Consider the following 21,493-nt stretch of genomic DNA (forward strand, 5'->3'; position numbering starts at 1 on the left):
CGCCCGGCGGTTGACGGTGAGCACCAGCAGGAATATCCTGACAACATACGTTGTCGAGCGGTGAGGTGGACATGACGGCAACGGCGCCGATTCCCACCCGGCACCCGCAGAGCCCGCGCCCGGTGCCGCCCGGGATCAGGCTGGTCGCCCGGTTGCTCCTGCTGCGCGAGCCCACCGACGAGGAGTTCCGGCGGTTCGGTGAACACCTCACCGTGGGTGACGAGCCGATGGACTCCCTGGTGGAGTGGATCGACCAGGACAAGGCGGCGCGCAAGCCGCAGTTCGATCGCGCCCTCACCGATGGCATCGCGGCGGTGCCCGATGCTCCGGACGAGCTGCGCGCATTCTTCGAGAGCGTCGAGACGGTACCCGAGTGGGTGGACTGGGAACAGATCCTCCTGGGCGGCCGGCTGCTGCGCAGCGGCGGCGCCGACGGTTTCGCCGTGGCTCGCGACGTGTCCCTGCTGGGCGGCTACCTGTTCTCCGGCTTCAACCAGACGCTGCTGCGCACCGGAGCACTCGAGAAGGGATCGAACAAGCGCTTCGCGGAGACCTCGCAATGGGCGCTCGACGTCATCGCGCCCGACGGACTGCGCCCCGGGGGCGCGGGATACCGTTCCACCCTGCACGTGCGGTACATCCACGCGATGGTCCGCCGCCACGTGATGGCGATGCCCGACTGGGACTACCGGCGTTTCGGGCTGCCGATCAACCAGACCGATATGGCCGCCACCCTGGTGGGTGCTCTCATCGCCCCGGTCACCAGCGGCATCGGACTCGGGATGCTCGCCGCGCCGGACGAGTACCGGGCCGCCGCGCACCTCACCCGGTACGTGGGCACGCTCATGGGCGTACACGACGACTTCCTGCCGCGCGGCTTCCGCGACAGTCTGCGGATCCTGCTGCAGACCTCGCGCGCGCTCTCCACACCCGACGAGACCAGCCGTGCCCTCGCCCAGCCGATGGCCGACGATCCGCTGCACTGGGACTACACCCGTTTCGCCGGTGTGCGGCGCCGGATCGCGCGCTCACAGCACCTGTCGATCGCCACCGCGTTCCTGGGCCGTTCGGCGGTGCGGAAGCTGGGCCTGCCGGCCGTGCTCCCCTGGTACCCCGCACTCCGGATCCCGTGGCACCTGGTGGAATCCGCGTTCGATCAGCTACCGGGCGGCCGCGAGCGGGCCGCCGTGCGCGGCGACCGCAGCCAGGCGAAGTTCATGCGGATCCTCGGGGAGGACGCCACACTCGGCCACTCGGCCCACCACGTAACCGGGTAGCCGGCCTCCGAGTCAACCCAGGGTGTGCATCCAGCCGTGGGTGTCCGGCACGGTGCCGCGCTGGATACCGGTGAGCTTCTCGCGCAGCGCGAGGGTGATCGCACCCGGCTCGCCGTCGCCGATGAGGAAGTCCTCCTTCGCGCCCTGAACCCGGCCGACCGGAGTGATCACCGCGGCGGTACCGCAGGCGAAGACCTCGGTGATGGCTCCGGAGGCCACGCCCTCGGTGAGTTCGGTGACGGTGATCCGCCGCTCCTCGGTCGCCAGCCCGGCATCCCGGGCCAGCTGGAGCAGCGAATCGCGGGTCACGCCCGGCAGGAGCGAGCCGGTGAGCTCGGGGGTGACGATCGTCGCGTTCGAGCCGGAACCGAGGACGAAGAACAGGTTCATCCCGCCCATCTCCTCGATCGCCTCGTGGTCGATCGCGTCCAACCAGACCACCTGATCGCAGCCCTGCTGCGCCGCCTGGGCCTGAGCGACCAGCGAGGCCGCGTAATTCCCACCGCACTTGGCGAATCCGGTGCCGCCGGGCACCGCGCGCACGTACTCCCGGGAGAGCCACACCGACACCGGCTTGACCCCGCCGGCGAAGTAGGCACCGGCGGGCGAGGCGATCACCAGGAACCGGTAACTGTTGGCGGGCTTGACCCCCAGGGTCTGCTCGTCGGCGAAGATGAACGGCCGGAAGTACAGAGCCTCCTCGCCGCCCGCCGCGGGCACCCATTCGCCGTCCACAGCGACCAACTGCTCGAGCGCCTCGACGAAGACGTCCTCGGGCAGCGGCGGGATCGCCAGCCGCTCGGCCGAGCGCTGGAACCGGGCCGCGTTCGCCTCCGGCCGGAAGGTGGCGACGGTGCCGTCGGGCTGGCGGTAGGCCTTGAGTCCCTCGAAGATCTCCTGTGCGTAGTGCAGCACCGAGGCCGACGGCTGCAGGGTGATCGGCCCGTACGGGAGCACCTCGGCGTCGTGCCAGCCCGAGTCCTCGCTCCAGCGGAGCGAGACCATGTGGTCGGTGAAGTGCCTACCGAACCCCGGGTTCGCCAGGATCTCGGAGCGCTCAGCCGCAGAGCGTGGGTGGTCGTTGCGGGTGAGGGCGAAGGTCGTGCCAGTCGTCATGGGTAGAGATTCTACGACCCTCGGCGTGTGCTCCACGGCCGTACCAATCGGTAGGAACCCCGAGTATTCCCGGAGTCCACTGCCCGGCCACCCGTCGATCGGAGGCGCTACTTGGTGTTCGCCTCGACGAACGGCGGCAGGGTCACCTCGCACTCGATGGCACGGCCACGCACGTCGACGCTGACCGCGGTGCCCTTCTCCACGCCGGCACCGGAGTCGATCAGCGCCAGTGCGATACCCACCTTCAGCGTGGGGCTGAAGGTGCCCGAGGTGGTGGTACCGATCGGAGCACCGTCGGCGTCGAGCACCGTGAGGTCCGCACGGAGCACGCCCTTACCGGTGGCCTTGAGGCCCCAGAGCCGGCGGGCCGGTCCGTTCTCCTTCTCCGCGAGCAGAGCCTCGCGGCCGACGAACTCCGGCTTGCGCCAGCCCACCGCCCAGCCGGCCCTCGCCTGCACCGGGGTGATGTCGACGGTGAGCTCGTGCCCGTGCAGCGGGTAGCCCATCTCGGTGCGCAGGGTGTCGCGGGCACCGAGCCCGGCCGGCTGGCCGCCGCGGGAGGTGATCTCGGGCAGCAGCGCCCGGAAGACGGTCTCGGCGTCACCCCACGCGGGGATCAGTTCGTAGCCGTGCTCGCCGGTGTAGCCGGTGCGGCACACGCGCACGGCGACCGCGTCCGGGCCGGCGAGCACGGCGTCGGCGTAAGCCATGTACTCCATGTCCGTCGGCAGTCCCACGGCTTCGAGCACCTCCGCGGACTTGGGTCCCTGCACCGCGAGCACCGCGTAGTCGCGGTGCTGATCGGTCACCGTGACTCCTTCGGGAGCACGCTCGCGCAGATGCGCGACCACGGCGGCGGTGTTCGCGGCGTTCGGCACCAGGAACAGTTCGTCGTCGGAGACGTAGTAGACGATCAGGTCGTCGACGACACCGCCGGATTCGTTGGTGCACAGGGTGTATTGAGCCTTGCCGGGCCGGATCCTGCCGAGGTCGGCAGTGAGGACGCGGTTGACGAAGTCGGCGGCGCCCGGTCCGGCGACGGTGGCCTTGCCGAGGTGGCTGACGTCGAAGATGCCGACGGCCTCGCGGACCGCGGTGTGCTCGCCGACGGTGCCCGCGTACTTGACCGGCATCGACCAACCGCCGAACGGAGCGAAGGCCGCTCCCAGCTCGGTGTGCACGGAGTTCAGGGGGCCTTCGATCAGCGAGTCACTCATGTCCGGAACTCTAACCCAGCACGCACTCACGCCGGGCCGGCCGGGCACTCAGCCCAGCACCGCTCCCCCGCGGCGGCCCAGCAGCCGCATCCCCTGGTAGATCACGATCGCCGCCACCGACCCCAGGGCGATGCCGGTGAACACCACCTGGCCGAGCGACCAGGTGAAGTCGGCGATACCGATGATCAGCGGTACCGCGGCGGTGAGCTGGTTGATCGGCCGGCTGAAATCGACCCGGGCCTGCACCCAGATCCGCACGCCCAGAATGCCGACCAGTCCGTACAGCGCGGTGGTGACCCCGCCGAGGACGCCCGCGGGGATCGAGGCGATCACCGCACCCACCTTCGGGGAGAGGCCGAGCAGGATCGCCGAGATCCCGGCCACCCAGTAGGCGGCGGTGGAGTACACCCGGGTCGCTGCCATCACGCCGATGTTCTCCGCGTAGGTGGTGGTGGCGGAGCCGCCGCCGGCACCGGCGAGCACCGTGGCCAGTCCGTCCGCGGCGAGCGCCCGTCCCATCACCGGGTCGTAGTCGGTGCCGGTCATCTGTGCCACCGACCGCACGTGACCGACGTTCTCGGCCACCAGCACCAGCACCACCGGCAGGAACATCGGCAGCACCGCCCAGGAGAACGACGGTGCCTGCAGCTGAGGCAATCCGACCCACGCGGCCTCGGCGACCTTCGAGGTGTCCACTTCGCCGCGCACCGATGCGACCGCGTACCCGATCAGCACCGAGGTGAAGATCGCCAGCCGCCCCAGCATGCCCTTGAACAGTGCCAGCGAGGCGATCAGGCACACCAGCGTGATGGTGGCGGTCACGGCGGCCTTCTCGAAGTTCGCCTTCGCCGCCGGCGCCAGGTTCAGTCCGATCAGCGCGACGATGGCTCCGGTCACCACCGGCGGCATCAGCCGCTCGATCCAGGTGGTGCCGACCAGGTGCACGACTGCGCCGACCAGCATCAGCAGGGCGCCGACGGCGACGATGCCGCCCAGGGCGCTGCCGGTGCCCTGGGCGGCGGCGGCCGCGGTGATCGGGGCGATCACCGCGAAGCTGGATCCGAGGTAGCTGGGCAGCCGGTTGCCGGTGATGACGAGGAACAGCAGCGTCCCGATACCGGAGAACAGCAGCGTGGTGGCCGGCGGGAAGCCGGTGAGCACCGGAACCAGGAAGGTGGATCCGAACATGGCCACCACGTGCTGCACGCCGATGCCCAGCGTCTTGGGCCAGGTCAGCCGCTGCGCGGGTCCCACCACCTCGGTGCCGTCGACCTCAGTCCATCCGAAACGCGCAATCGCCATGCGGAGATCTTGGCAGGTGTGTTGCGGACCTACTCGGCCGCGTCGGTGGTCACCGGCCCGTCGGCCGTCCCAGCGCTCTGCGACGCGCCCTCCGAGCGGCCCTTCGATGCCGTAGCGGCGGTCTCCTCGACCGACGCCACCGGCGGAGCGGCCTGCTTCGCGGTCTCCTTCACCGTCTCCGTCACAGCCCCCGTCGAGGCCTCCGAAGCGGCCTCCGAGGCGGGGGCGGCGGTGCGGTCCGGGGTCGTCCGCGCCGGCTGCGCGGGCTGCGCCGTCTCCTTCGGCGCCGGTGTCGCCCGCACCTCCGATGAGGTCGCGGACGTCGCCTCCGACCCGGTAGCGGTCACGGATTCCGTCGCCGAGTCGGCCGCGGAATCGGCCCTGGAACCGCCCACCGCCGTGACGGACTCCGCCTCCGGCCGGTCCGCGACGGACCGCGCGGTACGGGCACGGCCCGCCGGCTCGGGCACGGACCCGTTACGGTCGACGTCGCCGGCCGCACTCCGCAGCACCGCGGAGGCGAGAGCCGCGCCCGCGGAGTCCGCGGCCACCGGATGCGGTCCCACTCCGCGGTCGAACAGGGAGCCCACCTTGGCGACCGCCTTCTCGACCGCCATGACCACCATCCGGTAGGTGGTGGTCACCGCGTCGTAGACGAAGTAGGTGACGCGTTCGAGCGGGGTGGCGTTGAGACGGTTGGGGTCGGCACCGGTACGAACGATGCTGCCGTCGAAGCCGGTCAGGACCGCGGTCCCGGTGACCGGGTTGTGGTCGGAGGCCGGGTCGGCGCCCAGGCCGGGCACGCGGACCCCGCCCATCTGCGCCGCACCGGAGGTGCCCACGTAGTCGAGCGTGTCGCGGTATCCGATCGGCCGCACCAGCGGGTTGAACGCGCTGTCGAAGGTGAACGGCAGCTTTCCCGGGTCGAACAGGTTGATCCCGGAGAGGGCTTTGATCTGCTCGAACTCACTGCGGCCCTGGGCATCACGCTTGTCCTGGCCGCGGAAGTACTCGACGTTGAAGTCGCCGCCGTAGATCACCGGCGCACCCGGAGCGACGAAGGTCTCCACGAAGGCCCGCAATTCCTGCGCTTGACGCCTCCGCAGTTCGTGCGTGCGGGCGGCGGCATCGTCGATGGTGTCGTCGGCCTGGGTATGGGTGGAGACCACCCAGAACTGCTCGCCGTCCTTGTCGATCCGGGCCAGCACGGCGCCCTTGTTGGCGAAGGCATCCGGGGCGAGGGAGCTGTAGTTGCGATACACGTACTGCTGGGTGTCCACGATCGGGTACTTGCTGACGATCGCCACGCCGCCGTTCACACTCCACGGGGCATCGCTGCAGGCGCCGTACACGCCGACGCAGCTGTCGGCCAGGCGCACCGTCTGGTACGGGTACTTCTCGCGCAGTTCCTCGAGGATCTTCTTGCCGTTGCTGCCGTTGACCTCACTGAGGGTGAGGATGTCGGCGTCGCTGCTCTTGAGCCGCTCCAGCGCAGCGGCTGCGCGGGCCTCGGGCCCGGCGCGGTCGCCGGCGAGGATGTTGAGCACGTCCGGTAGCTGGTAGAGGTTCCACGCCTCGACCTTCACCTGATTCCTCGGGAGGGCGGTCGCGGTGACCGCCTCCGGCTTGGGACCGGGGGCCGCCGCGGCGGCCGAACCGGATCCGGTGGGTGAGACCATGGCCATCGTCGCCGCCATCGCTGCGACCGCGACGGCGCCTGTCACTCGTGCTCGCATGCGCAGAGCATAGCGATCCGGGCGAAGCTCGGATATCACCTTCCCAGAACGGCATCCAGATAGTCGTTGGCGAACACCCGATCCGGATCCAGCACATCCCGCAGGGCCCGGAATTCACCGAACCTGGGATAGGCGGCGGCGAAGAAGTCGGCGGTGCGGGTGTGCATCTTCCCCCAGTGCGGTCGTCCGCCGTGATCGATCATGATCCGCTCGAACTCGGCGAAGTAATCACAGGGGGCGTCACGCACGTACTGGTGCGCGGCGATGTACCCGACCTCCCGGCCACTCGCGGTGGAGACCATCAAGTCGTCGGCGCGGGCGGTGCGAACCTCCACCGGGAAGGCCACGTCCCAGTCGGAGGCCGCGATCGCAGCCCGGACCTCACCGAAAGCCGCCATCGTGTTCTCCAGCGGCACAGCCCATTCGGTCTCCCGGAATCGGACCGACCGCTCGGTGGTGTAGACGTTGGTGGAGTAGTCGACCACGGTGCGCTCACCTGTCAACGAGGTGGCGAGGTCCACCATCCGCGCGGCCAGCGGGGGCGCGATCCGGTTCACCTCGCACATCGCCAGCAGCGCTCCGTTGCCGATCAGCCGGTCCTCGAAGAACCTGCGCGCACCACCGAGCGGCTTCCTCGGGTGATCGCCCGGGTGCCGGGTGGTGGTCTTGGTCAGTGTCACCTCGGTGCCGGGGAACCAGAAGAACTCGTAGTGGTCCTGTACCCGCACGGTGTCGCCGAACTCGTCGAGGGTCCGCGCCAGCGGCACCGGCCGCTCGACGAGTTCCAGAACGAACCGGTCCACGCACTGCAGCGTCACCTCCACCAGGACACCGAGCGCGCCGAGACCCAGTGCGAGGGCCTGCAACCGCGGGTCGTGCTCGTCGACGGTGAGCACCGCGCCGGTGCCCGTCACCACGGTCGCGCCGACCACCTGGGTGGCGATTCCGCCGAACCGCAGGCCGGTGCCGTGGGTGCCGGTGGAGACGGCTCCGGCGATGGTCTGGCGGTCGATGTCGCCGAGGTTCTCCATCGCCAGTCCGTAGGGTTCGAGGATGGCGGGCAGTTCGTGCAGCCGGGTTCCCGCACGCAGGGTGACCCGTTTGCGCTCGACGTCCACGGAGACCAGACCGCTCTGGTGGTCGGGGGCGAGCGCCACGTCGCGCGGCTGCGAGATCGCGGTGAACGAGTGTCCGGCACCGAGGGCCTTGACCGTGCCGCCGCGCTCCCGTGCCCGCTCGATGGTGCGCACCACGGCCTCGATCGACGCCGGCCGCGAGACGTACGACGGGAACGCGGACGCGGTGCGCCCCCAGTTCCGCCACTGCCCGGGCCGGCCGGTCAGTTCGTCCAGTCCGGGTATCCACTTGTTCACAGAAAGCACTTCCCCTCGCCACGGTAGGTGGGCACCGTGCACAGCACGGCACCGTCCTCCACGATCGCCAATTCTTCGACGTGCTCGGCCGGTTCACCGGCCTTGGTGTGCCGGAACCACACCCGGTCGCCCAGCAGGATCCGTCCGGTACGGGCGCCGCGCAGCGGTGTCTGCACCTCACCGGCACCCTCCCGGCCCAACAGTGAGAGCCCGGCCGGCCACACCGGCACCGGTGACCTGTCCGCCCCGGCGGGACCGGAGGCGATCCAGCCGCCACCGTGTACGGTCACCGTGTCCGGGCCGGGCCGCCGAACCACCGCGAGCCCGAATCCCACTGCGGGAGCGGGCCGGAAGTGCGAGTAACCGTCGAACAGATGCGGGCCGTACAGACCGCTCCCGGCCGCGATGTCGGTGATGTTCGGGTCCTGCGCATTACGTTCGAGCGACCCGGTGCCTCCACCGTTGACGAACTCCAGGTCGGCGATCCGCCGCAGGTCGGTGAGGATCTCGCTGCGCCGGGCCGACAACTCCTCCCAGGACGCGCGCTGCATGGTGCGCAGCAGCGTTCCGGCACCGGGCCGGTTGATGCTGAGGTCGCCGACTCCGGCGATCTGCGCGTCGTAGGTCATCACTCCGACGAGACGGAATCCCTTGCGCCCGGCCACCGTCGCCGCCAGGACCGCGGCCTCGGCACGCTCGCGCACCGGGGAGCGGCGCGCACCGATCACCCCCAGGCCGGGGGCGTGGAACGAGGCGTCGATGTCCAGGCACACCCGCAACTCGCAGCGCCGGCTCGGTGGGGCGGCCACGTCGATCAGGTCCAGTTGGGCCGGGTCGTCGATCATCAGGGTGACCCGGGCCGCGGCGGTCTCGTCGGCGGCGAGCGCCGCGATCGCGCCCAGATCGGCGCTCGGGTAGGCCACCAGGACGTCGGGGCAGCCGGTCCGGTCCGCGCCACGGTGGTCCGGACCGTCCGATGCCAGCCAGTGCGCCTCGGCCACGTCGTAGGCGAGCACACCCGCGTAGCCCGGGACCCGCAGCAGGGCGTCCAGCAGCGGGCGCGAACGCAGTGACTTCGAGGCCACCCGGATCGGCTTGCCGGCGGCACGGCGCAGCATGTCGGCGGTGTTGTGCCGGAGTGCGTCCAGATCGGCTGCCAGCACCGGGGCGTCGAGGCCGTTGGTGGCGGCGTCGATGGTTCCCCAGTATCCGGCGGGGTCGTTGTCCCACCTCCGATCGGCAGGGCTGTCCGGCGCACTCAGGTCCAGGTCGACGGTGTCGGAACCGTTCGTACTCATGGGCTCAGATGGTACGTGCGGATGGGGTGCGCGTACCGGGATGTGGCCGAAGATCCCCCCTCGGTCGGCCGCGCCACCGTCAACGGCCGGGTTCGTCCCGGGTGCGAGCGGTGCCGGGGCTGCGGCCGGTCCACTGTACGAAGGCCCGCCGGAAGTCCCGGACGTCGGCGAACCCGACCTCCGCGGCGACCGCGCGGACCGGGAGGTCGGTGTGCTGGAGCAGGTCCTCGGCCTGCTCCCGGCGGACGCGTGCGTGCAGTCGCCGGAAGGTCTCCCCCTGCTCGGCCAGCCGCCGGCGCAAGGTCCGCTCGGTGGTGCCGAGCTGGCGCGCCAGGCCCGCCATGGTCACCGTCCGGCGCAGGTCCGCGCGCAGCAGCTGCTCCACCGACCACCTGAAATCCACTTCCCGCTGATCCGGTGCCGACCCCGCGATCTTGCGGCACACCGCCAGCGCCGCGGCGTGCACCGCAGGCTCGCGGCGCGGCAGGCGGCGCCGGAGCAGCGACCGCGGGACGATCAGCGCCGAGCGGTCCGCTCCGAACCGCACCGGGCAGCCCAGTAGCGGTGCGTACTGGTCGGCGTACGACGGGGCCGGGTATGCCAGTTCCACCGCGACCGGGGCCACGTCCTCGTCGTGCAGCGCCGACCGCAGCAGGGTCACGCAGCTCAGCAACGCCTCCTCACAGAGGAAGGGCAGGATCTGCCGGTCATCGGTGCGGGGAGTCACCGTCAGAACGACCGTGTCCTCGCCGCTCACCAGACGGAAGTCGACGAGGCTCCCGGCGGCCGTCTGCAGGTGCAGTCCGGCGTCGATCGCGGAGGCCACGTCGTCCGCGGTCTGCATGGCCACACCCAGCATCCCGAACGACTGGAGCAGCGGGCGCCCACCCACTTCGAGCCCGATCGGCCGGTCCGGCATCGCCGTCACCACCTGCGCGATGAACGCGGTGGCGGCGGCGAACGCGACGGTGGCGTCGGAGCCGCGGGGCGGCACCAGTCCGGCGCGGGAAGCCCAGTCCGCAACCGGATATCCCTCGCGGCCGAGGGATTCGATCAGATGCGCGACGACGGACGCGGGCACCGGTGCGGAGGACACCTTCACACGGTAGCCACCTGTGTCCGTTCAGCGCCGCAGCCCTCGCCCGGGCGTACCATCCGCAGAAGACCGTTCCCGCCCGCCCACGAGAGGACACCCCTTTGAGCACCGCGTTCACCGGCCCCGAATTCACGTTGATCCCGGACACCTCGGCGGCGGTGGACGTCCTCGTCGTGGGTGTGTTCTCCGGTGACGACGCGATCACCGTCGACGCCGGTGTCCCGGACGGTGCGCGGGGGCCAGTGATCGACGCGCTGACCCTGGTCGGAGCCACCGGCAAGGCGGGCGAGGCGGTGCGCGTGCCGGCGCCGTCGCTCAGCGGCCTCGGTGCGGCGACGGTGCTGGGCGTGGGACTGGGCGCAGCGCCCGCCGACGGCCGCGTTCCGGCGGAGACGGTGCGCCGCGCCGCGGGTGTCGCGGCCCGGGCTCTGGACGGTGTCGCCGCCGCGGCCACCACGTTGTCCGAGGAAGACCTGGCTGCCACCGTGGAGGGCACGTTCCTCGGTGGGTACCGGTTCGCGGAGTTCCGCAACAGTTCCGCTCCGAAGCAGCCGCCGCTGGGATCGATGGCACTGCTCGCGCCCACGGCGAACGCGGGCACCGAAGCGCAGGCCCGGGACACCGTCGAGCAGGCGCGACTGACCGCCGCGGCGGTGGCGCTGGCCCGCGACCTGGTCAACACCCCGCCGAACGCGTTGTACCCGGCGGAGTTCGCCGAGCGGGCGCAGCGGATCGGTAGCGAGGCGGGGCTGCAGGTGGAGGTCTTCGACGAGCGGTACCTGGCCGAGAACGGTTACGGCGGGATCGTCGGGGTCGGGCAGGGCAGCTCCCGCCCGCCTCGGCTGGTGCGGCTCAAGCACGTCAGCGGGGTCGACGGCGCCAAGCACGTGGCCCTGGTGGGCAAGGGCATCACCTTCGACACCGGCGGCATCTCCATCAAGCCGGCGGCGGGCATGGAGAACATGACCTCGGACATGGGCGGCGCCGCCGCGGTGATCGCCACCGTGATCCTCGCGGCGCAACTGGGTCTTCCGGTGGACGTGACGGCGACCGTCCCGATGGCCGAGAACATGCCCTCGTCCACCGCGCAGCGCCCGGGTGATGTGATCACCCAGCTCGGCGGTACGACGGTCGAGGTGATCAACACCGACGCCGAGGGCCGGCTGATCCTGGCCGATGCCCTCGTGCGCGCCTGCCAGGACCGGCCGGACTACCTGATCGACACCGCCACCCTGACCGGAGCGCAGATGGTGGCGCTGGGCACCCGCACGCCGGGGGTCATGGGCACCGACGCCTTCCGTGACCGGGTGGCGGCGCTCTCGCAGGCGGCCGGCGAGAACGGCTGGGCGATGCCCTTCCCCGAGGAACTGCGCGCCGAGATCGACTCCCGGGTCGCGGACCTGGCGAACGTCGGCCCGCATCGCTGGGGCGGCATGCTCACCGCGGGTGTGTACCTCAAGGAGTTCGTCGCCGATGGCGTCCAGTGGGCGCACATCGACGTCGCCGGGCCCGCGTTCAACTCCGGCGCGCCGTGGGGCTACACCGGCAAGGGCGGCACGGGGGTACCGGTGCGCACCCTGCTGGCCGTGCTCCGCGACATCGCCGCGCAGGGCTGATCGCGGATCAGTGGGTTACCGGTCAGTAAGCCCCCAACCGCCGCGCACGGAACCGCGCTGAGGGTAGGGTTTCCACTAGGCGGAGGCCACCAGCCGATGCCCACATTCAGCTAGTACAGATCACAGCAGATGAACCAACACTGAGGAGTCAGAGGACATGGCCTTCTCCGTCCAGATGCCGGCGCTCGGCGAGAGCGTCACCGAGGGCACCGTCACGCGGTGGCTCAAGCAGGAGGGTGACACCGTCACGGCCGATGAGCCGCTGCTCGAGGTCTCGACCGACAAGGTCGACACCGAGATCCCCGCACCGGCATCGGGCGTGCTGCTGAAGATCCTGGCCCAGGAGGACGACGTCGTCGAGGTCGGCGGCGAGCTCGCCACGATCGGCGAGGCCGGTGAGTCCGCTCCCGCCGCCGATGCCCCGGCTCCCGCCGAGCAGGCCGCACCGGCGCAGTCCGCACCGGCCGAGCCGGCCGCACCCACGCAGTCCGCACCCGCCGAGCAGGCCGCTCCGGCAGCGCAGTCCGCTCCGGCGAGCACCGGCGGCGCCTCGGGCACCGATGTGACGATGCCCGAGCTCGGCGAGTCCGTCACCGAGGGCACCGTCACCCGCTGGCTCAAGAGCGTCGGCGACGAGATCGCCGTCGATGAGCCGCTGCTGGAGGTCTCCACCGACAAGGTCGACACCGAGATCCCGTCGCCGGTCGCCGGCACCCTGCTGGAGATCAAGGCGAACGAGGACGACGTGGTCGCGGTCGGCGGCGTGCTGGCCGTCGTCGGCTCCGGTGCGCCCGCCGCGGCGTCCGCTCCCACCCCGGAGCCCGAGCCGGCTGCCGAGGCCGAGGCCCCGAAGCCCGAGGCCGCGCCGGCTGCCGAGACCCCGAAGCCCGAGCCGGCACCTGCTGCCGCCGCTCCGAAGGCCGAGACCACCGAGCCCGCGCCGTCGGAGCCCGCCGCCGCTCCGACGTCGGAGTCGACGCCCTACGTCACTCCGCTGGTGCGCAAGCTGGCGACCGAGAACAACGTCGATCTGAACACCGTCAAGGGCACCGGTGTCGGCGGACGCATCCGCAAGCAGGACGTGCTCGCCGCCGCCGAGGCCGCGAAGGCCCCCGCCGCGGATTCCGCTCCCGCCGCCGCCGCTCCCGCGGCACCGTCCGCCCCGCAGACCGCACGCCCCGAGCTGGCGGCGCTGCGCGGCACCACCCAGAAGGTCAACCGGATCCGGCAGATCACGGCCAAGAAGACCCGCGAATCGCTGCAGGAGTCCGCGCAGCTCACGCAGGTCTTCGAGGTCGACTTCAGTAAGATCGTGGCACTGCGCACCCGGGCGAAGGCCGACTTCCAGGCCAGCGAGGGCGTCAACCTCACCTTCCTGCCGTTCATCGCGAAGGCCGTGATCGAGGCACTCAAGGTGCACCCGAACATCAACGCCTCGATCAACGAGGACGCCAAGGAGATCACCTACCACGGTGTGGTGAACCTGGGCATCGCGGTCGACACCCCGCAGGGTCTGCTCTCGCCGGTGATCAAGAACGCCGACGACCTCTCCCTGGCCGGCCTGGCCCGGGCGATCGCCGACCTCGCCGAGCGCACCCGGGGCAACGGCCTCAAGCCCGACGAGCTCTCCGGCGGCACCTTCACCATCACCAACATCGGTAGCGAGGGCGCCCTGTTCGACACCCCGATCCTGGTCCCGCCGCAAGCGGGCATGCTCGGCACCGGTGCGATCGTCAAGCGCCCGGTCGTGGTGACCGACGCTGCGGGCACCGAGTCGATCGGTATCCACCCGATGGCCTTCCTGCCGCTCACCTACGATCACCGCCTGATCGACGGTGCCGACGCGGGCCGCTTCCTCACCACGGTCAAGCACCGTCTCGAGGAGGGCGCGTTCGAGGCCGATCTGGGCCTGTAACGAGCGGCGCCCGAGCACATGGAACGACGGGTCGCGATCGCCGGATCGTCCGGGCTGATCGGCACTGCGGTGTCGAGAGCCCTGCGCCGGCGGGGCGACACCGTCGTTCCGCTCGTTCGGGACCGGTCCGACGGCCTGCACTGGTCGCCGAGACGCGGTGAGGTCCCCGATCTCACCGGCTTCGACGCTGTTCTCACGCTCGGCGGCGCCCCGATCGCCGATCACCGGTGGAGCGGCGCGGTCAAACAACAGTTGCGCGACTCGCGGATCGAACCCACCGCCGTGCTCGCCGGCGCCGCCGCCGGTAGCGGGGTACCCGTCTTCATCGGAGCGAGCGCGATCGGCTTCTACGGGGACGCGGGCGAGGCCGAGTGCCGGGACGGCGCCGACGGCTCCCCCGCCGGATCGGGCTTCCTCGCGGACCTGTGCGCCGAGTGGGAGGCCGCCGCCGATCCGGCCCGAGATGCCGGGGTCACCGTCGCGAACCTACGGTTCGGGCACGTCCTGTCCGCGGCCGGCGGAATGCTGCCGGTACTGCGCCGGATCTACCGGTTCGGCCTGGGCGGGCGGCTCGGGAGCGGCCACCAGTGGATGTCGTGGATCACCCGGGAGGACGCAGCACGTGCCGTGCTGCACGTCCTCGACGGCGCTCTGGCCGGCGAGATCAACGGGCCGGTCAACATCTGTTCCCCCACCCCGGTCCGGCAGCAGGCCTTCAGCGAGGCCCTGGGCCGCGAGGTGGGACGGCCCGCCCGCTGGATCGTGCCCCGGGTGGCGCTGCGCGCGGCGGTCGGCGAGATCGCCGACGAAGGCCTGCTCGCCTCCCAGCGAGCGGTTCCGCAGGCTCTCCGGGACAGCGGCTTCCGCTTCGCCCACACCTCCGTCACCACGGCTCTGTCCGTCGCGGCCACCGACGAGGCGTAGCGTCGAGACCATGCCCGCCCGTTCCGCCCGCGCCGACTCCACCCCGATCGTCGTCGAGGATCTCGGCACCGTCGACTACTCCGAGGCCTTCGACCTGCAGCACGAGCTGGCCGGCCGGCGCGCCGACGGCACCATCGAGGACCGTCTGCTGCTGCTGGAACATCCGCCCACGTTCACCGCGGGCAAGCGCACCGAACCACAGGACCGCCCCACCGACGGCAGCGCCGTCATCGACGTGGACCGAGGCGGCAAGATCACGTGGCACGGCCCCGGCCAGTTGGTCGGCTACCCGATCATCAAGCTCGGGTCCGCGATGGACGTCGTCGATTACGTGCGCCGGATCGAACAGGCCCTGATCGAGGTGTGCCGTGGGCTCGGCCTCACCGCGGGGCGGGTGGAGGGCCGCTCGGGGGTCTGGTTCCCCGCCGACGGTTCCCGCCCCGAACGCAAGGTCGCCGCGATCGGCATCCGAGTGGCCCGCGGGGTCACACTGCACGGTTTCGCACTCAACTGCGACAACACGCTCGGCGGTTTCGACGCGATCATCCCGTGCGGGATCCCCGACGCCGGGGTGACCACGCTCAGCGCCGAACTGGGACGGCCGGTCACCATCGGTGAGGTGCGGGAGGCCGTGGTGGACGCGATCACCCGCGCCATCGACGGGGAGCTCCCGGTGACCGACGAATCCCTGCCCGCCGCCGCGCACTGACCTCCGGCGCCGCCGCGTAGCATGGACGGGGTGAGTACCCCGGAGACCCCCCGAAAGCTACTCCGCCTCGAGGTCCGCAACGCGCAGACCCCGATCGAGCGCAAGCCGAACTGGATCCGCACGCGCGCGAAGATGGGCCCTGAATTCACCGAGCTCAAGGGCCTGGTCAAGCGTGAGGGCCTGCACACGGTGTGCGAGGAGGCGGGCTGCCCCAACATCTACGAGTGCTGGGAGGACCGCGAGGCGACGTTCCTGATCGGCGGTGAGCAGTGCACCCGCCGGTGCGACTTCTGCCAGATCGACACCGGTAAGCCCGCCGAACTCGACCGTGACGAGCCGCGCCGGGTGGCCGAGTCGGTCCAGGCGATGGGGCTGCGGTACTCCACCATCACCGGCGTCGCCCGCGACGACCTGCCCGACGAGGGAGTGTGGCTGTACGCCGAGACGGTGCGTCAGATCCACGCACTGAACCCGAACACCGGCGTGGAGAACCTGATCCCGGACTTCCACGCGAAACCCGATCTGCTGGCCGAGGTCTTCGAGTCGCGTCCCGAGGTGCTCGCGCACAACCTGGAGACGGTGCCGCGCATCTTCAAGCGGATCCGTCCGGCGTTCCGCTACGAGCGCTCACTCGATGTGATCCGGCAGGCCCGTGATTTCGGGCTGGTGACCAAATCGAACCTGATCCTCGGTATGGGCGAGACCCCCGAGGAGGTCGTCGAGGCCATGCGCGACCTGCATGAGGCCGGCTGCGACATCATCACCATCACCCAGTACCTGCGTCCGTCGCCGCGGCACCACCCGGTCGAGCGGTGGGTCAAGCCCGAGGAGTTCGTCGAGCACACCCGCGCCGCGGAGGAGATGGGCTTCGCCGGTGTGATGGCCGGCCCGTTGGTGCGCTCGTCGTACCGCGCCGGGAAGCTCTACGCCAAGGCGATGGCGCACCACGGCCGCCCGATCCCGGAGGCGATGGCGCACCTGACGGCGGAAGGTGACGCCGCCCAGGAGGCCACCTCGGTGCTGACCCGGATGGCCGCCGCCGCACGGTAGCCGCGATCGTCGACGAGACCGCAGATTAAGCTGGGAGACATGGCAAAGGACAAGGCAGCCGCAGACAAGCTCAAAGCGGCGAAGGCCGAGGCGAAGCGCAACCGCAGGGCCGCCTCGAAGGAACGTCGCAAGCAGATGTGGCAGGCCTTCCAGATGCAGCGCAAGGAGGACAAGGCGCTGCTGCCGATCATGATCGCGGTGTTCGCGGGCGTTCTCGCGCTCTCCGTGGTGATCGGCCTGTTCGTCGGCAGCTGGTGGATCTTCGCGCTGTTCGGCGTGGTGCTGGGTGCGCTGGTGGCGTTCATCGTGTTCACCCGTCGCCTCGAGCGCAGCGTGTACACCAAGAACGAGGGGCAGATCGGCGCCGCCGGTTGGGCACTGGACAACATGCGCGGCTCCTGGCGCGTCACCCAGGCGGTCGCCCGCACCACCAACGCCGATGCCGTGCACCGGGTGATCGGCCGGCCCGGGATCGTGTTGGTCGCCGAGGGCAACGAGGGACGCGTCCGCGGTCTGCTCGCGCAGGAGAAGAAGAAGACGGCGCGCGTGGTCGGCCAGACGCCGATCTACGAGTTCATGGTCGGCAACGACGAGGGCCAGGTGCCGCTGCGCAAGCTGCAACGCACCCTCAACAAGCTGCCCACGAACATCAACGGTAAGAAGATCGATGAGCTCGAGGGTCGCCTGGCCGCGCTGACCAGCCGGTCCGGCGGCGCTCAGATGCCCCGCGGCCCGCTGCCGCAAGGCGCCAAGATGCGCAGCGTGCAGCGCACCGTCCGGCGTAAGAGCGGCTCGAACTAGCCCGGCCGCCGGTTACCGGCTCCGCACCACGATCGTGCCGGTGGCCCGGTCCTGCATGCCGCGGCCGTCCACGTCCTGGATGAGCGGCGGCACCAGGAAGACGATCAGCGCACTGCGGCCCAGGGCCCGCAGTAGTCCCACCCGCATCGCCGGATCCTCGATCCGCGCCACCCGCAGGCCCGCGAAGTACTGGCCGGGCGTGAAACCGAACAGGGTCACGGCGAGGACGCCCACCACGAACCAGATTCCCAGTGCGGTGGTGTCGAATGCGGTCGGCTCACCGCCGAAGACCTTCGACGGTCCGGCGATGGCGAGGGCGATCAGCGCGGACGGCACCCAGTCCAGCATGAGTGCCAGGACCCGGCGCCCCGTCGGCGCGATCGACCCGACGCCCTCACGCGGCAGGCCCAGGCCCTGCCCGCGGTAGTCGCCGTGCGCCCCTTCGGGCAGCGCCGCCGATGCTCCGGAGAGCCATGATCCCGTTTCTCGACCCATGCCACCAAGAATACGTGGACGGCGGTGGGGCACCCCGGGGCCGTGCCGCGAGGGATGTGTAACACCGTTGAAACATTCCGTTAGTTCACGGGCAACACCGCGTCCATACCGTCAGTTCTCGTAACCTCGGTGATGGGCGCGAGTACAACCTCGCGGCCGGCGCCGGACGACGAAGGAGTCAGTAACAGGTGTTCACTACCAAAGAGGAACTGATCGAGTACCTCAAGACCGAGAACGTCGAGTACGTCGACATCCGCTTCTGCGATCTGCCGGGCACGATGCAGCACTTCTCGATCCCGGCGTCGGCGTTCGACGAGAGCGTCTTCGAGGAGGGCCTGGCCTTCGACGGTTCGTCGATCCGTGGCTTCCAGTCGATCGACGAGTCCGACATGATGCTGCTCCCCGACGTCACCACCGCGCGCATCGATCCGTTCCGCGCCGCGAAGACCATGAACGTCTCGTTCTTCGTGCACGATCCGTTCACCCGTGAGGCCTACAGCCGCGACCCGCGCAACATCGCGCGCAAGGCCGAGGAGTACCTGGCCAGCACCGGCATCGCCGACACCTGCTTCTTCGGCGCCGAGGCCGAGTTCTACATCTTCGACTCGATCAGCTACGACTCGACGATCAACGGCTCGTTCTACGAGATCGACTCGATCTCCGGTTCCTGGAACACCGGTCGCGCGGTCGAGGAGGACGGTTCGCCGAACCTCGGCTACAAGGTGCGCAACAAGGGTGGCTACTTCCCCGTCGCACCGTACGACCACTACGTGGACCTGCGCGACAAGATCTCCACCAACCTGCAGAGCGCCGGCTTCACGCTCGAGCGCGGCCACCACGAGGTCGGCACCGCCGGACAGGCCGAGATCAACTACAAGTTCGACACGCTGCTGCACGCGGCCGACGACGTACAGCTGTTCAAGTACATCGTCAAGAACACCGCGTGGCAGGAGGGCAAGTCGGTCACCTTCATGCCGAAGCCGCTGTTCGGTGACAACGGCTCGGGCATGCACGCCCACCAGTCGCTGTGGAAGGACGGCAAGCCGCTGTTCTACGACGAGGCCGGCTACGGTGGCCTGTCGGACCTGGCGCGGTACTACATCGGCGGCATCCTGCACCACGCCCCGTCGCTGCTGGCGTTCACCAACCCGACGATCAACTCGTACAAGCGCCTGGTGCCGGGCTACGAGGCTCCGATCAACCTGGTCTACAGCCAGCGCAACCGCAGTGCCTGCGTGCGCATCCCGATCACCGGCAACAACGCCAAGGCCAAGCGCATCGAGTTCCGGTGCCCCGACTCCTCGGGCAACCCGTACCTCGCCTTCGCGGCCATGATGATGGCCGGCCTGGACGGCATCAAGAACAAGATCGAGCCGCACGCTCCGGTCGACAAGGACCTCTACGAGCTGCCGCCCGAGGAGGCCAAGGGAATCCCGCAGGCCCCCACCTCGCTGGCCGCCGTGATCGACCGCCTGGAGGAGGACCACGAGTACCTCACCGCCGGCGGCGTGTTCACCGAGGACCTGATCGAGACCTGGATCGCCTACAAGCGTGAGAACGAGATCGCTCCGGTGAACCTCCGTCCGCACCCGTACGAGTTCCAGCTCTACTACGACGTGTGATCGACTGAGTTGCACCGGCTCGGCCCCGCACCTGCTCCAGGTGCGGGGCCGAGCCCGTTCCGGGGCCACCGCGACGCGCTATCGTCGGAGGGGAACAGGAGGCGAAGATGTTCGAGACCAAACTCAAGGGGAACGACGTCGTCGACCGTTCCGGCGCCGGTTCGGGCCCGGCACGTCCTCAGGTGAGCACCACGCTGCCCGACGGCGAGGTGCTCGTCATTCCCACCGCGGACATGAGCCGGCAGCACGACGCCAAGAACCTCGGCCGCAGTTCCGCCCGCCCGGATCCGTCGTAGCGCTGACCCACCACTGTATTCACCCGACGGAGCCCGGATCTTGCTGTGAACCGCCGACAACGCGGTAGGTTCGAGTCCATGCGTGTCTTCCGCTCGACCCTCGCCGTCGCCGCCGCCGTCCTCGCGGCGGGGGCGCTCACCGCCTGCAACGCGTCGGGGGCCTCCGCGGCCTGCCCGACGGGTGCGCCCGGCACGGCGAACTCCCCCGACTGGACCTACCAGGGCCAGACGGGGTCGATCGTGGTCACCGGCCCCACTGACGCGGCGTCCCCGCAGATCACCGTCGAGAAGCCCTTCTCGGTGGCGCAGACCCACGTCCAGGCGTTCAACCCGCCCGGCGAAGGTGCCGTGGTCGGCGAGACGGCGACGGTCTCGGTCTGCTACCTGGGCGTGAACGGGCGCTCCGGCGAGCGCTTCGACAGCACGTACGACCGCGGCAAGCCCGCTTCGTTCTCGCTGAACGGTGTGATCCCGGGCTTCAAGAAGGCGATCGCCGGGCAGAAGGTCGGCACGTCGGTGGGCGTGGCGATCGCGCCGGTGGACGGTTACGTCACCGGACAGCCCTCGGCCGGGATCCAGGCCGGTGACACGCTGATCTTCGCGATCAAGATCCTCTCCGTCTCGTAGCCCGCAGAACCGCGCATTCGCCGTTCGCCCCGATGCGCGGCGAACGGGCCCGCACCTCGTCGGTGCCGGCGCACTCGGCGCTCAGCCGACGACGGCCGCGAGCGCCAGATGGTCGGCGCCACGGATCTCGTGGGTGGACACCGACGAGGCGGACAGACCGCGCAGCAGGACGTGATCGATACCCACCAGCGGCGGGTACGCCTTGTCCGTGGGGTAGGTGGGCAGCCAGCCGGCTCCCGCGAGTTGGCCGGCGTCGCGGTACCCGCCGCTCAACAGGCGCCGGAACTGGACGTGATCGTAGGTGGCGTTGTAGTCACCCAGCGCGATCACCGGCCGGCCCTGCGGAACCCCCTGCAGCAGCGCCTCGATCCGCCGCAACTCCTGTTCCCAGATGTCGACGTCCAACGGCGGCAGCGGGTGCAGCGCGAACAGTTGCACCTCTCCCCTGCCGGGAACGCTGACCACGGCGCTGAGCCCCTCCAGCACGAACCCGGGCACCGCGGCGGTTCCCGAGAGCGGGAACCGGCTGTAGATCGCCGTTCCCGCGGCGCCGGGTTTCGCACGGACGAACTCGTACGGCAGATCGGCGGCGATGGTGGACTGCCGCACCTGCTGCGCGGCCTCCGGAGTGATCTCCTGCACCGCGAGCACGTCGATGCGGCTCTCCCGCACCAGCTTCGCCAGTTCCCCCGCATCACCTTCACCGATCTGCAGGTTCGAGGTGAGCACATTCAGGGTCGGCCCGGCGGGCGGTGCTTCGCCGCGCCACAACGGCGACTGCATCCAGAATCCGGCCGCGGCGACCACCACGACCAGGACCAGGCGCAGCAGCGCCCGCACGTACAGCAGGCACACCGCCGACAGCGCCAGTGCGGCCACCAGCAGCACCGGCACGAACGCGGCCGCGGCCACGGGAACGGCCTGCCCGCCGGGCCAGAAGTGCAGTGCCAGAACCAGTACCGCACCGAGCAGCGCCACGGTACCGAGGATGCTCACCACCGGGCGCACGAGGATCTTCACACC

At 70.3% G+C, this 21,493-nt stretch carries 19 protein-coding genes; 10 read left to right on the top strand and 9 right to left on the bottom strand.

Translation table 11 applies throughout. The features are described from left to right. Positions 1–71 precede the first annotated feature (71 nt). On the top strand, positions 72–1,277 hold the full coding sequence (locus ACYVHG_RS03115) for an oxygenase MpaB family protein (protein ID WP_461165979.1): 1,206 nt from the start codon (positions 72–74) through the stop codon (positions 1,275–1,277). 12 nt (positions 1,278–1,289) lie between these two features. On the opposite strand, the gene ACYVHG_RS03120 is transcribed toward ACYVHG_RS03115, so the two are convergent. The 7 genes from ACYVHG_RS03120 to ACYVHG_RS03150 form a co-directional block, all read right to left on the bottom strand. Continuing rightward, complete coding sequence (locus ACYVHG_RS03120; protein ID WP_461165980.1) at positions 1,290–2,393, bottom strand: branched-chain amino acid aminotransferase; 1,104 nt, start codon at positions 2,391–2,393, stop codon at positions 1,290–1,292. Between the two features lie 107 nt (positions 2,394–2,500). After that, on the bottom strand, positions 2,501–3,610 hold the full coding sequence (gene gcvT, locus ACYVHG_RS03125; protein WP_461165981.1) for a glycine cleavage system aminomethyltransferase GcvT: 1,110 nt from the start codon (positions 3,608–3,610) through the stop codon (positions 2,501–2,503). 48 nt (positions 3,611–3,658) lie between these two features. Beyond that, positions 3,659–4,912, bottom strand: coding sequence for a uracil-xanthine permease family protein (locus ACYVHG_RS03130; RefSeq protein ID WP_461165982.1), 1,254 nt, complete (start codon positions 4,910–4,912; stop codon positions 3,659–3,661). A 29-nt stretch (positions 4,913–4,941) separates the two neighbouring features. Next, entirely contained in the window at positions 4,942–6,648 is a 1,707-nt protein-coding gene (locus tag ACYVHG_RS03135; protein ID WP_461165983.1) for a sphingomyelin phosphodiesterase, read from the bottom strand. A 35-nt stretch (positions 6,649–6,683) separates the two neighbouring features. Beyond that, positions 6,684–8,021 (bottom strand): D-arabinono-1,4-lactone oxidase, encoded by a 1,338-nt coding sequence (locus ACYVHG_RS03140; RefSeq protein ID WP_461165984.1) that lies wholly within the window; start codon positions 8,019–8,021, stop codon positions 6,684–6,686. Then, a complete protein-coding gene (locus tag ACYVHG_RS03145; protein ID WP_461165985.1) occupies positions 8,018–9,319 on the bottom strand; it encodes an alanine racemase in 1,302 nt (433 codons plus the stop codon). Before ACYVHG_RS03145 ends, ACYVHG_RS03140 begins: the two co-directional genes overlap by 4 nt. A 79-nt stretch (positions 9,320–9,398) precedes the next feature. Next, the gene (locus ACYVHG_RS03150; RefSeq protein ID WP_461165986.1) at positions 9,399–10,415 is read right to left on the bottom strand and encodes an AraC family transcriptional regulator; all 1,017 of its coding nucleotides are present in this window, start codon (positions 10,413–10,415) and stop codon (positions 9,399–9,401) included. A 101-nt stretch (positions 10,416–10,516) separates the two neighbouring features. Between ACYVHG_RS03150 and ACYVHG_RS03155 the strand changes: the two genes are divergently transcribed. The 6 genes from ACYVHG_RS03155 to ACYVHG_RS03180 all read left to right on the top strand — a co-directional run bounded on the left by ACYVHG_RS03155 (position 10,517) and on the right by ACYVHG_RS03180 (position 17,430). Then, positions 10,517–12,031 carry a leucyl aminopeptidase gene (locus tag ACYVHG_RS03155; protein WP_461165987.1) on the top strand — a complete coding sequence of 505 codons (1,515 nt, stop codon included), beginning with the start codon at positions 10,517–10,519 and terminating at the stop codon, positions 12,029–12,031. Positions 12,032–12,188: 157 nt separating this feature from the next. Further along, a complete protein-coding gene (sucB, locus tag ACYVHG_RS03160) occupies positions 12,189–13,946 on the top strand; it encodes a 2-oxoglutarate dehydrogenase, E2 component, dihydrolipoamide succinyltransferase (protein WP_461165988.1) in 1,758 nt (585 codons plus the stop codon). A gap of 18 nt (positions 13,947–13,964) precedes the next feature. Further along, a complete protein-coding gene (locus tag ACYVHG_RS03165) occupies positions 13,965–14,870 on the top strand; it encodes a TIGR01777 family oxidoreductase (protein ID WP_461165989.1) in 906 nt (301 codons plus the stop codon). A 10-nt stretch (positions 14,871–14,880) separates the two neighbouring features. Continuing rightward, on the top strand, positions 14,881–15,579 hold the full coding sequence (lipB, locus tag ACYVHG_RS03170; RefSeq protein ID WP_461165990.1) for a lipoyl(octanoyl) transferase LipB: 699 nt from the start codon (positions 14,881–14,883) through the stop codon (positions 15,577–15,579). Between the two features lie 21 nt (positions 15,580–15,600). Continuing rightward, positions 15,601–16,629, top strand: coding sequence for a lipoyl synthase (lipA, locus tag ACYVHG_RS03175; RefSeq protein ID WP_461165991.1), 1,029 nt, complete (start codon positions 15,601–15,603; stop codon positions 16,627–16,629). 39 nt (positions 16,630–16,668) lie between these two features. Beyond that, positions 16,669–17,430: a DUF4191 domain-containing protein gene (locus tag ACYVHG_RS03180; protein ID WP_461165992.1), complete on the top strand. Its 762-nt coding sequence runs from the start codon at positions 16,669–16,671 to the stop codon at positions 17,428–17,430. Between the two features lie 12 nt (positions 17,431–17,442). On the opposite strand, the gene ACYVHG_RS03185 is transcribed toward ACYVHG_RS03180, so the two are convergent. Continuing rightward, entirely contained in the window at positions 17,443–17,925 is a 483-nt protein-coding gene (locus ACYVHG_RS03185) for an RDD family protein (protein WP_461165993.1), read from the bottom strand. 188 nt (positions 17,926–18,113) lie between these two features. Between ACYVHG_RS03185 and glnA the strand changes: the two genes are divergently transcribed. The 3 genes from glnA to ACYVHG_RS03200 all read left to right on the top strand — a co-directional run bounded on the left by glnA (position 18,114) and on the right by ACYVHG_RS03200 (position 20,470). Further along, positions 18,114–19,547, top strand: coding sequence for a type I glutamate--ammonia ligase (glnA, locus tag ACYVHG_RS03190; RefSeq protein WP_461165994.1), 1,434 nt, complete (start codon positions 18,114–18,116; stop codon positions 19,545–19,547). Positions 19,548–19,654: 107 nt separating this feature from the next. Continuing rightward, positions 19,655–19,843, top strand: coding sequence for a hypothetical protein (locus ACYVHG_RS03195; protein ID WP_461165995.1), 189 nt, complete (start codon positions 19,655–19,657; stop codon positions 19,841–19,843). A gap of 78 nt (positions 19,844–19,921) precedes the next feature. Beyond that, on the top strand, positions 19,922–20,470 hold the full coding sequence (locus tag ACYVHG_RS03200) for an FKBP-type peptidyl-prolyl cis-trans isomerase (protein ID WP_461165996.1): 549 nt from the start codon (positions 19,922–19,924) through the stop codon (positions 20,468–20,470). Positions 20,471–20,551: 81 nt separating this feature from the next. On the opposite strand, the gene ACYVHG_RS03205 is transcribed toward ACYVHG_RS03200, so the two are convergent. After that, positions 20,552–21,490 (bottom strand): endonuclease/exonuclease/phosphatase family protein, encoded by a 939-nt coding sequence (locus ACYVHG_RS03205; RefSeq protein WP_461165997.1) that lies wholly within the window; start codon positions 21,488–21,490, stop codon positions 20,552–20,554. Between the last annotated feature and the right edge of the window lie 3 nt (positions 21,491–21,493).

The sequence above is a fragment of the Tsukamurella serpentis genome, assembly GCF_054780975.1.

Bases quoted from the DNA above. Each gene is read 5' to 3' on its own strand.
- ACYVHG_RS03115 (WP_461165979.1), top strand. From the start codon at position 72: ATGACGGCAACGGCGCCGATTCCCACCCGGCACCCGCAGAGCCCGCGC.
- ACYVHG_RS03120 (WP_461165980.1), bottom strand. From the start codon at position 2,393: ATGACGACTGGCACGACCTTCGCCCTCACCCGCAACGACCACCCACGC.
- gcvT (WP_461165981.1), bottom strand. From the start codon at position 3,610: ATGAGTGACTCGCTGATCGAAGGCCCCCTGAACTCCGTGCACACCGAG.
- ACYVHG_RS03130 (WP_461165982.1), bottom strand. From the start codon at position 4,912: ATGGCGATTGCGCGTTTCGGATGGACTGAGGTCGACGGCACCGAGGTG.
- ACYVHG_RS03135 (WP_461165983.1), bottom strand. From the start codon at position 6,648: ATGCGAGCACGAGTGACAGGCGCCGTCGCGGTCGCAGCGATGGCGGCG.
- ACYVHG_RS03145 (WP_461165985.1), bottom strand. From the start codon at position 9,319: ATGAGTACGAACGGTTCCGACACCGTCGACCTGGACCTGAGTGCGCCG.
- sucB (WP_461165988.1), top strand. From the start codon at position 12,189: ATGGCCTTCTCCGTCCAGATGCCGGCGCTCGGCGAGAGCGTCACCGAG.
- ACYVHG_RS03165 (WP_461165989.1), top strand. From the start codon at position 13,965: ATGGAACGACGGGTCGCGATCGCCGGATCGTCCGGGCTGATCGGCACT.
- lipB (WP_461165990.1), top strand. From the start codon at position 14,881: ATGCCCGCCCGTTCCGCCCGCGCCGACTCCACCCCGATCGTCGTCGAG.
- lipA (WP_461165991.1), top strand. From the start codon at position 15,601: ATGGACGGGGTGAGTACCCCGGAGACCCCCCGAAAGCTACTCCGCCTC.
- ACYVHG_RS03180 (WP_461165992.1), top strand. From the start codon at position 16,669: ATGGCAAAGGACAAGGCAGCCGCAGACAAGCTCAAAGCGGCGAAGGCC.
- ACYVHG_RS03185 (WP_461165993.1), bottom strand. From the start codon at position 17,925: ATGGGTCGAGAAACGGGATCATGGCTCTCCGGAGCATCGGCGGCGCTG.
- ACYVHG_RS03195 (WP_461165995.1), top strand. From the start codon at position 19,655: ATGTTCGAGACCAAACTCAAGGGGAACGACGTCGTCGACCGTTCCGGC.
- ACYVHG_RS03200 (WP_461165996.1), top strand. From the start codon at position 19,922: ATGCGTGTCTTCCGCTCGACCCTCGCCGTCGCCGCCGCCGTCCTCGCG.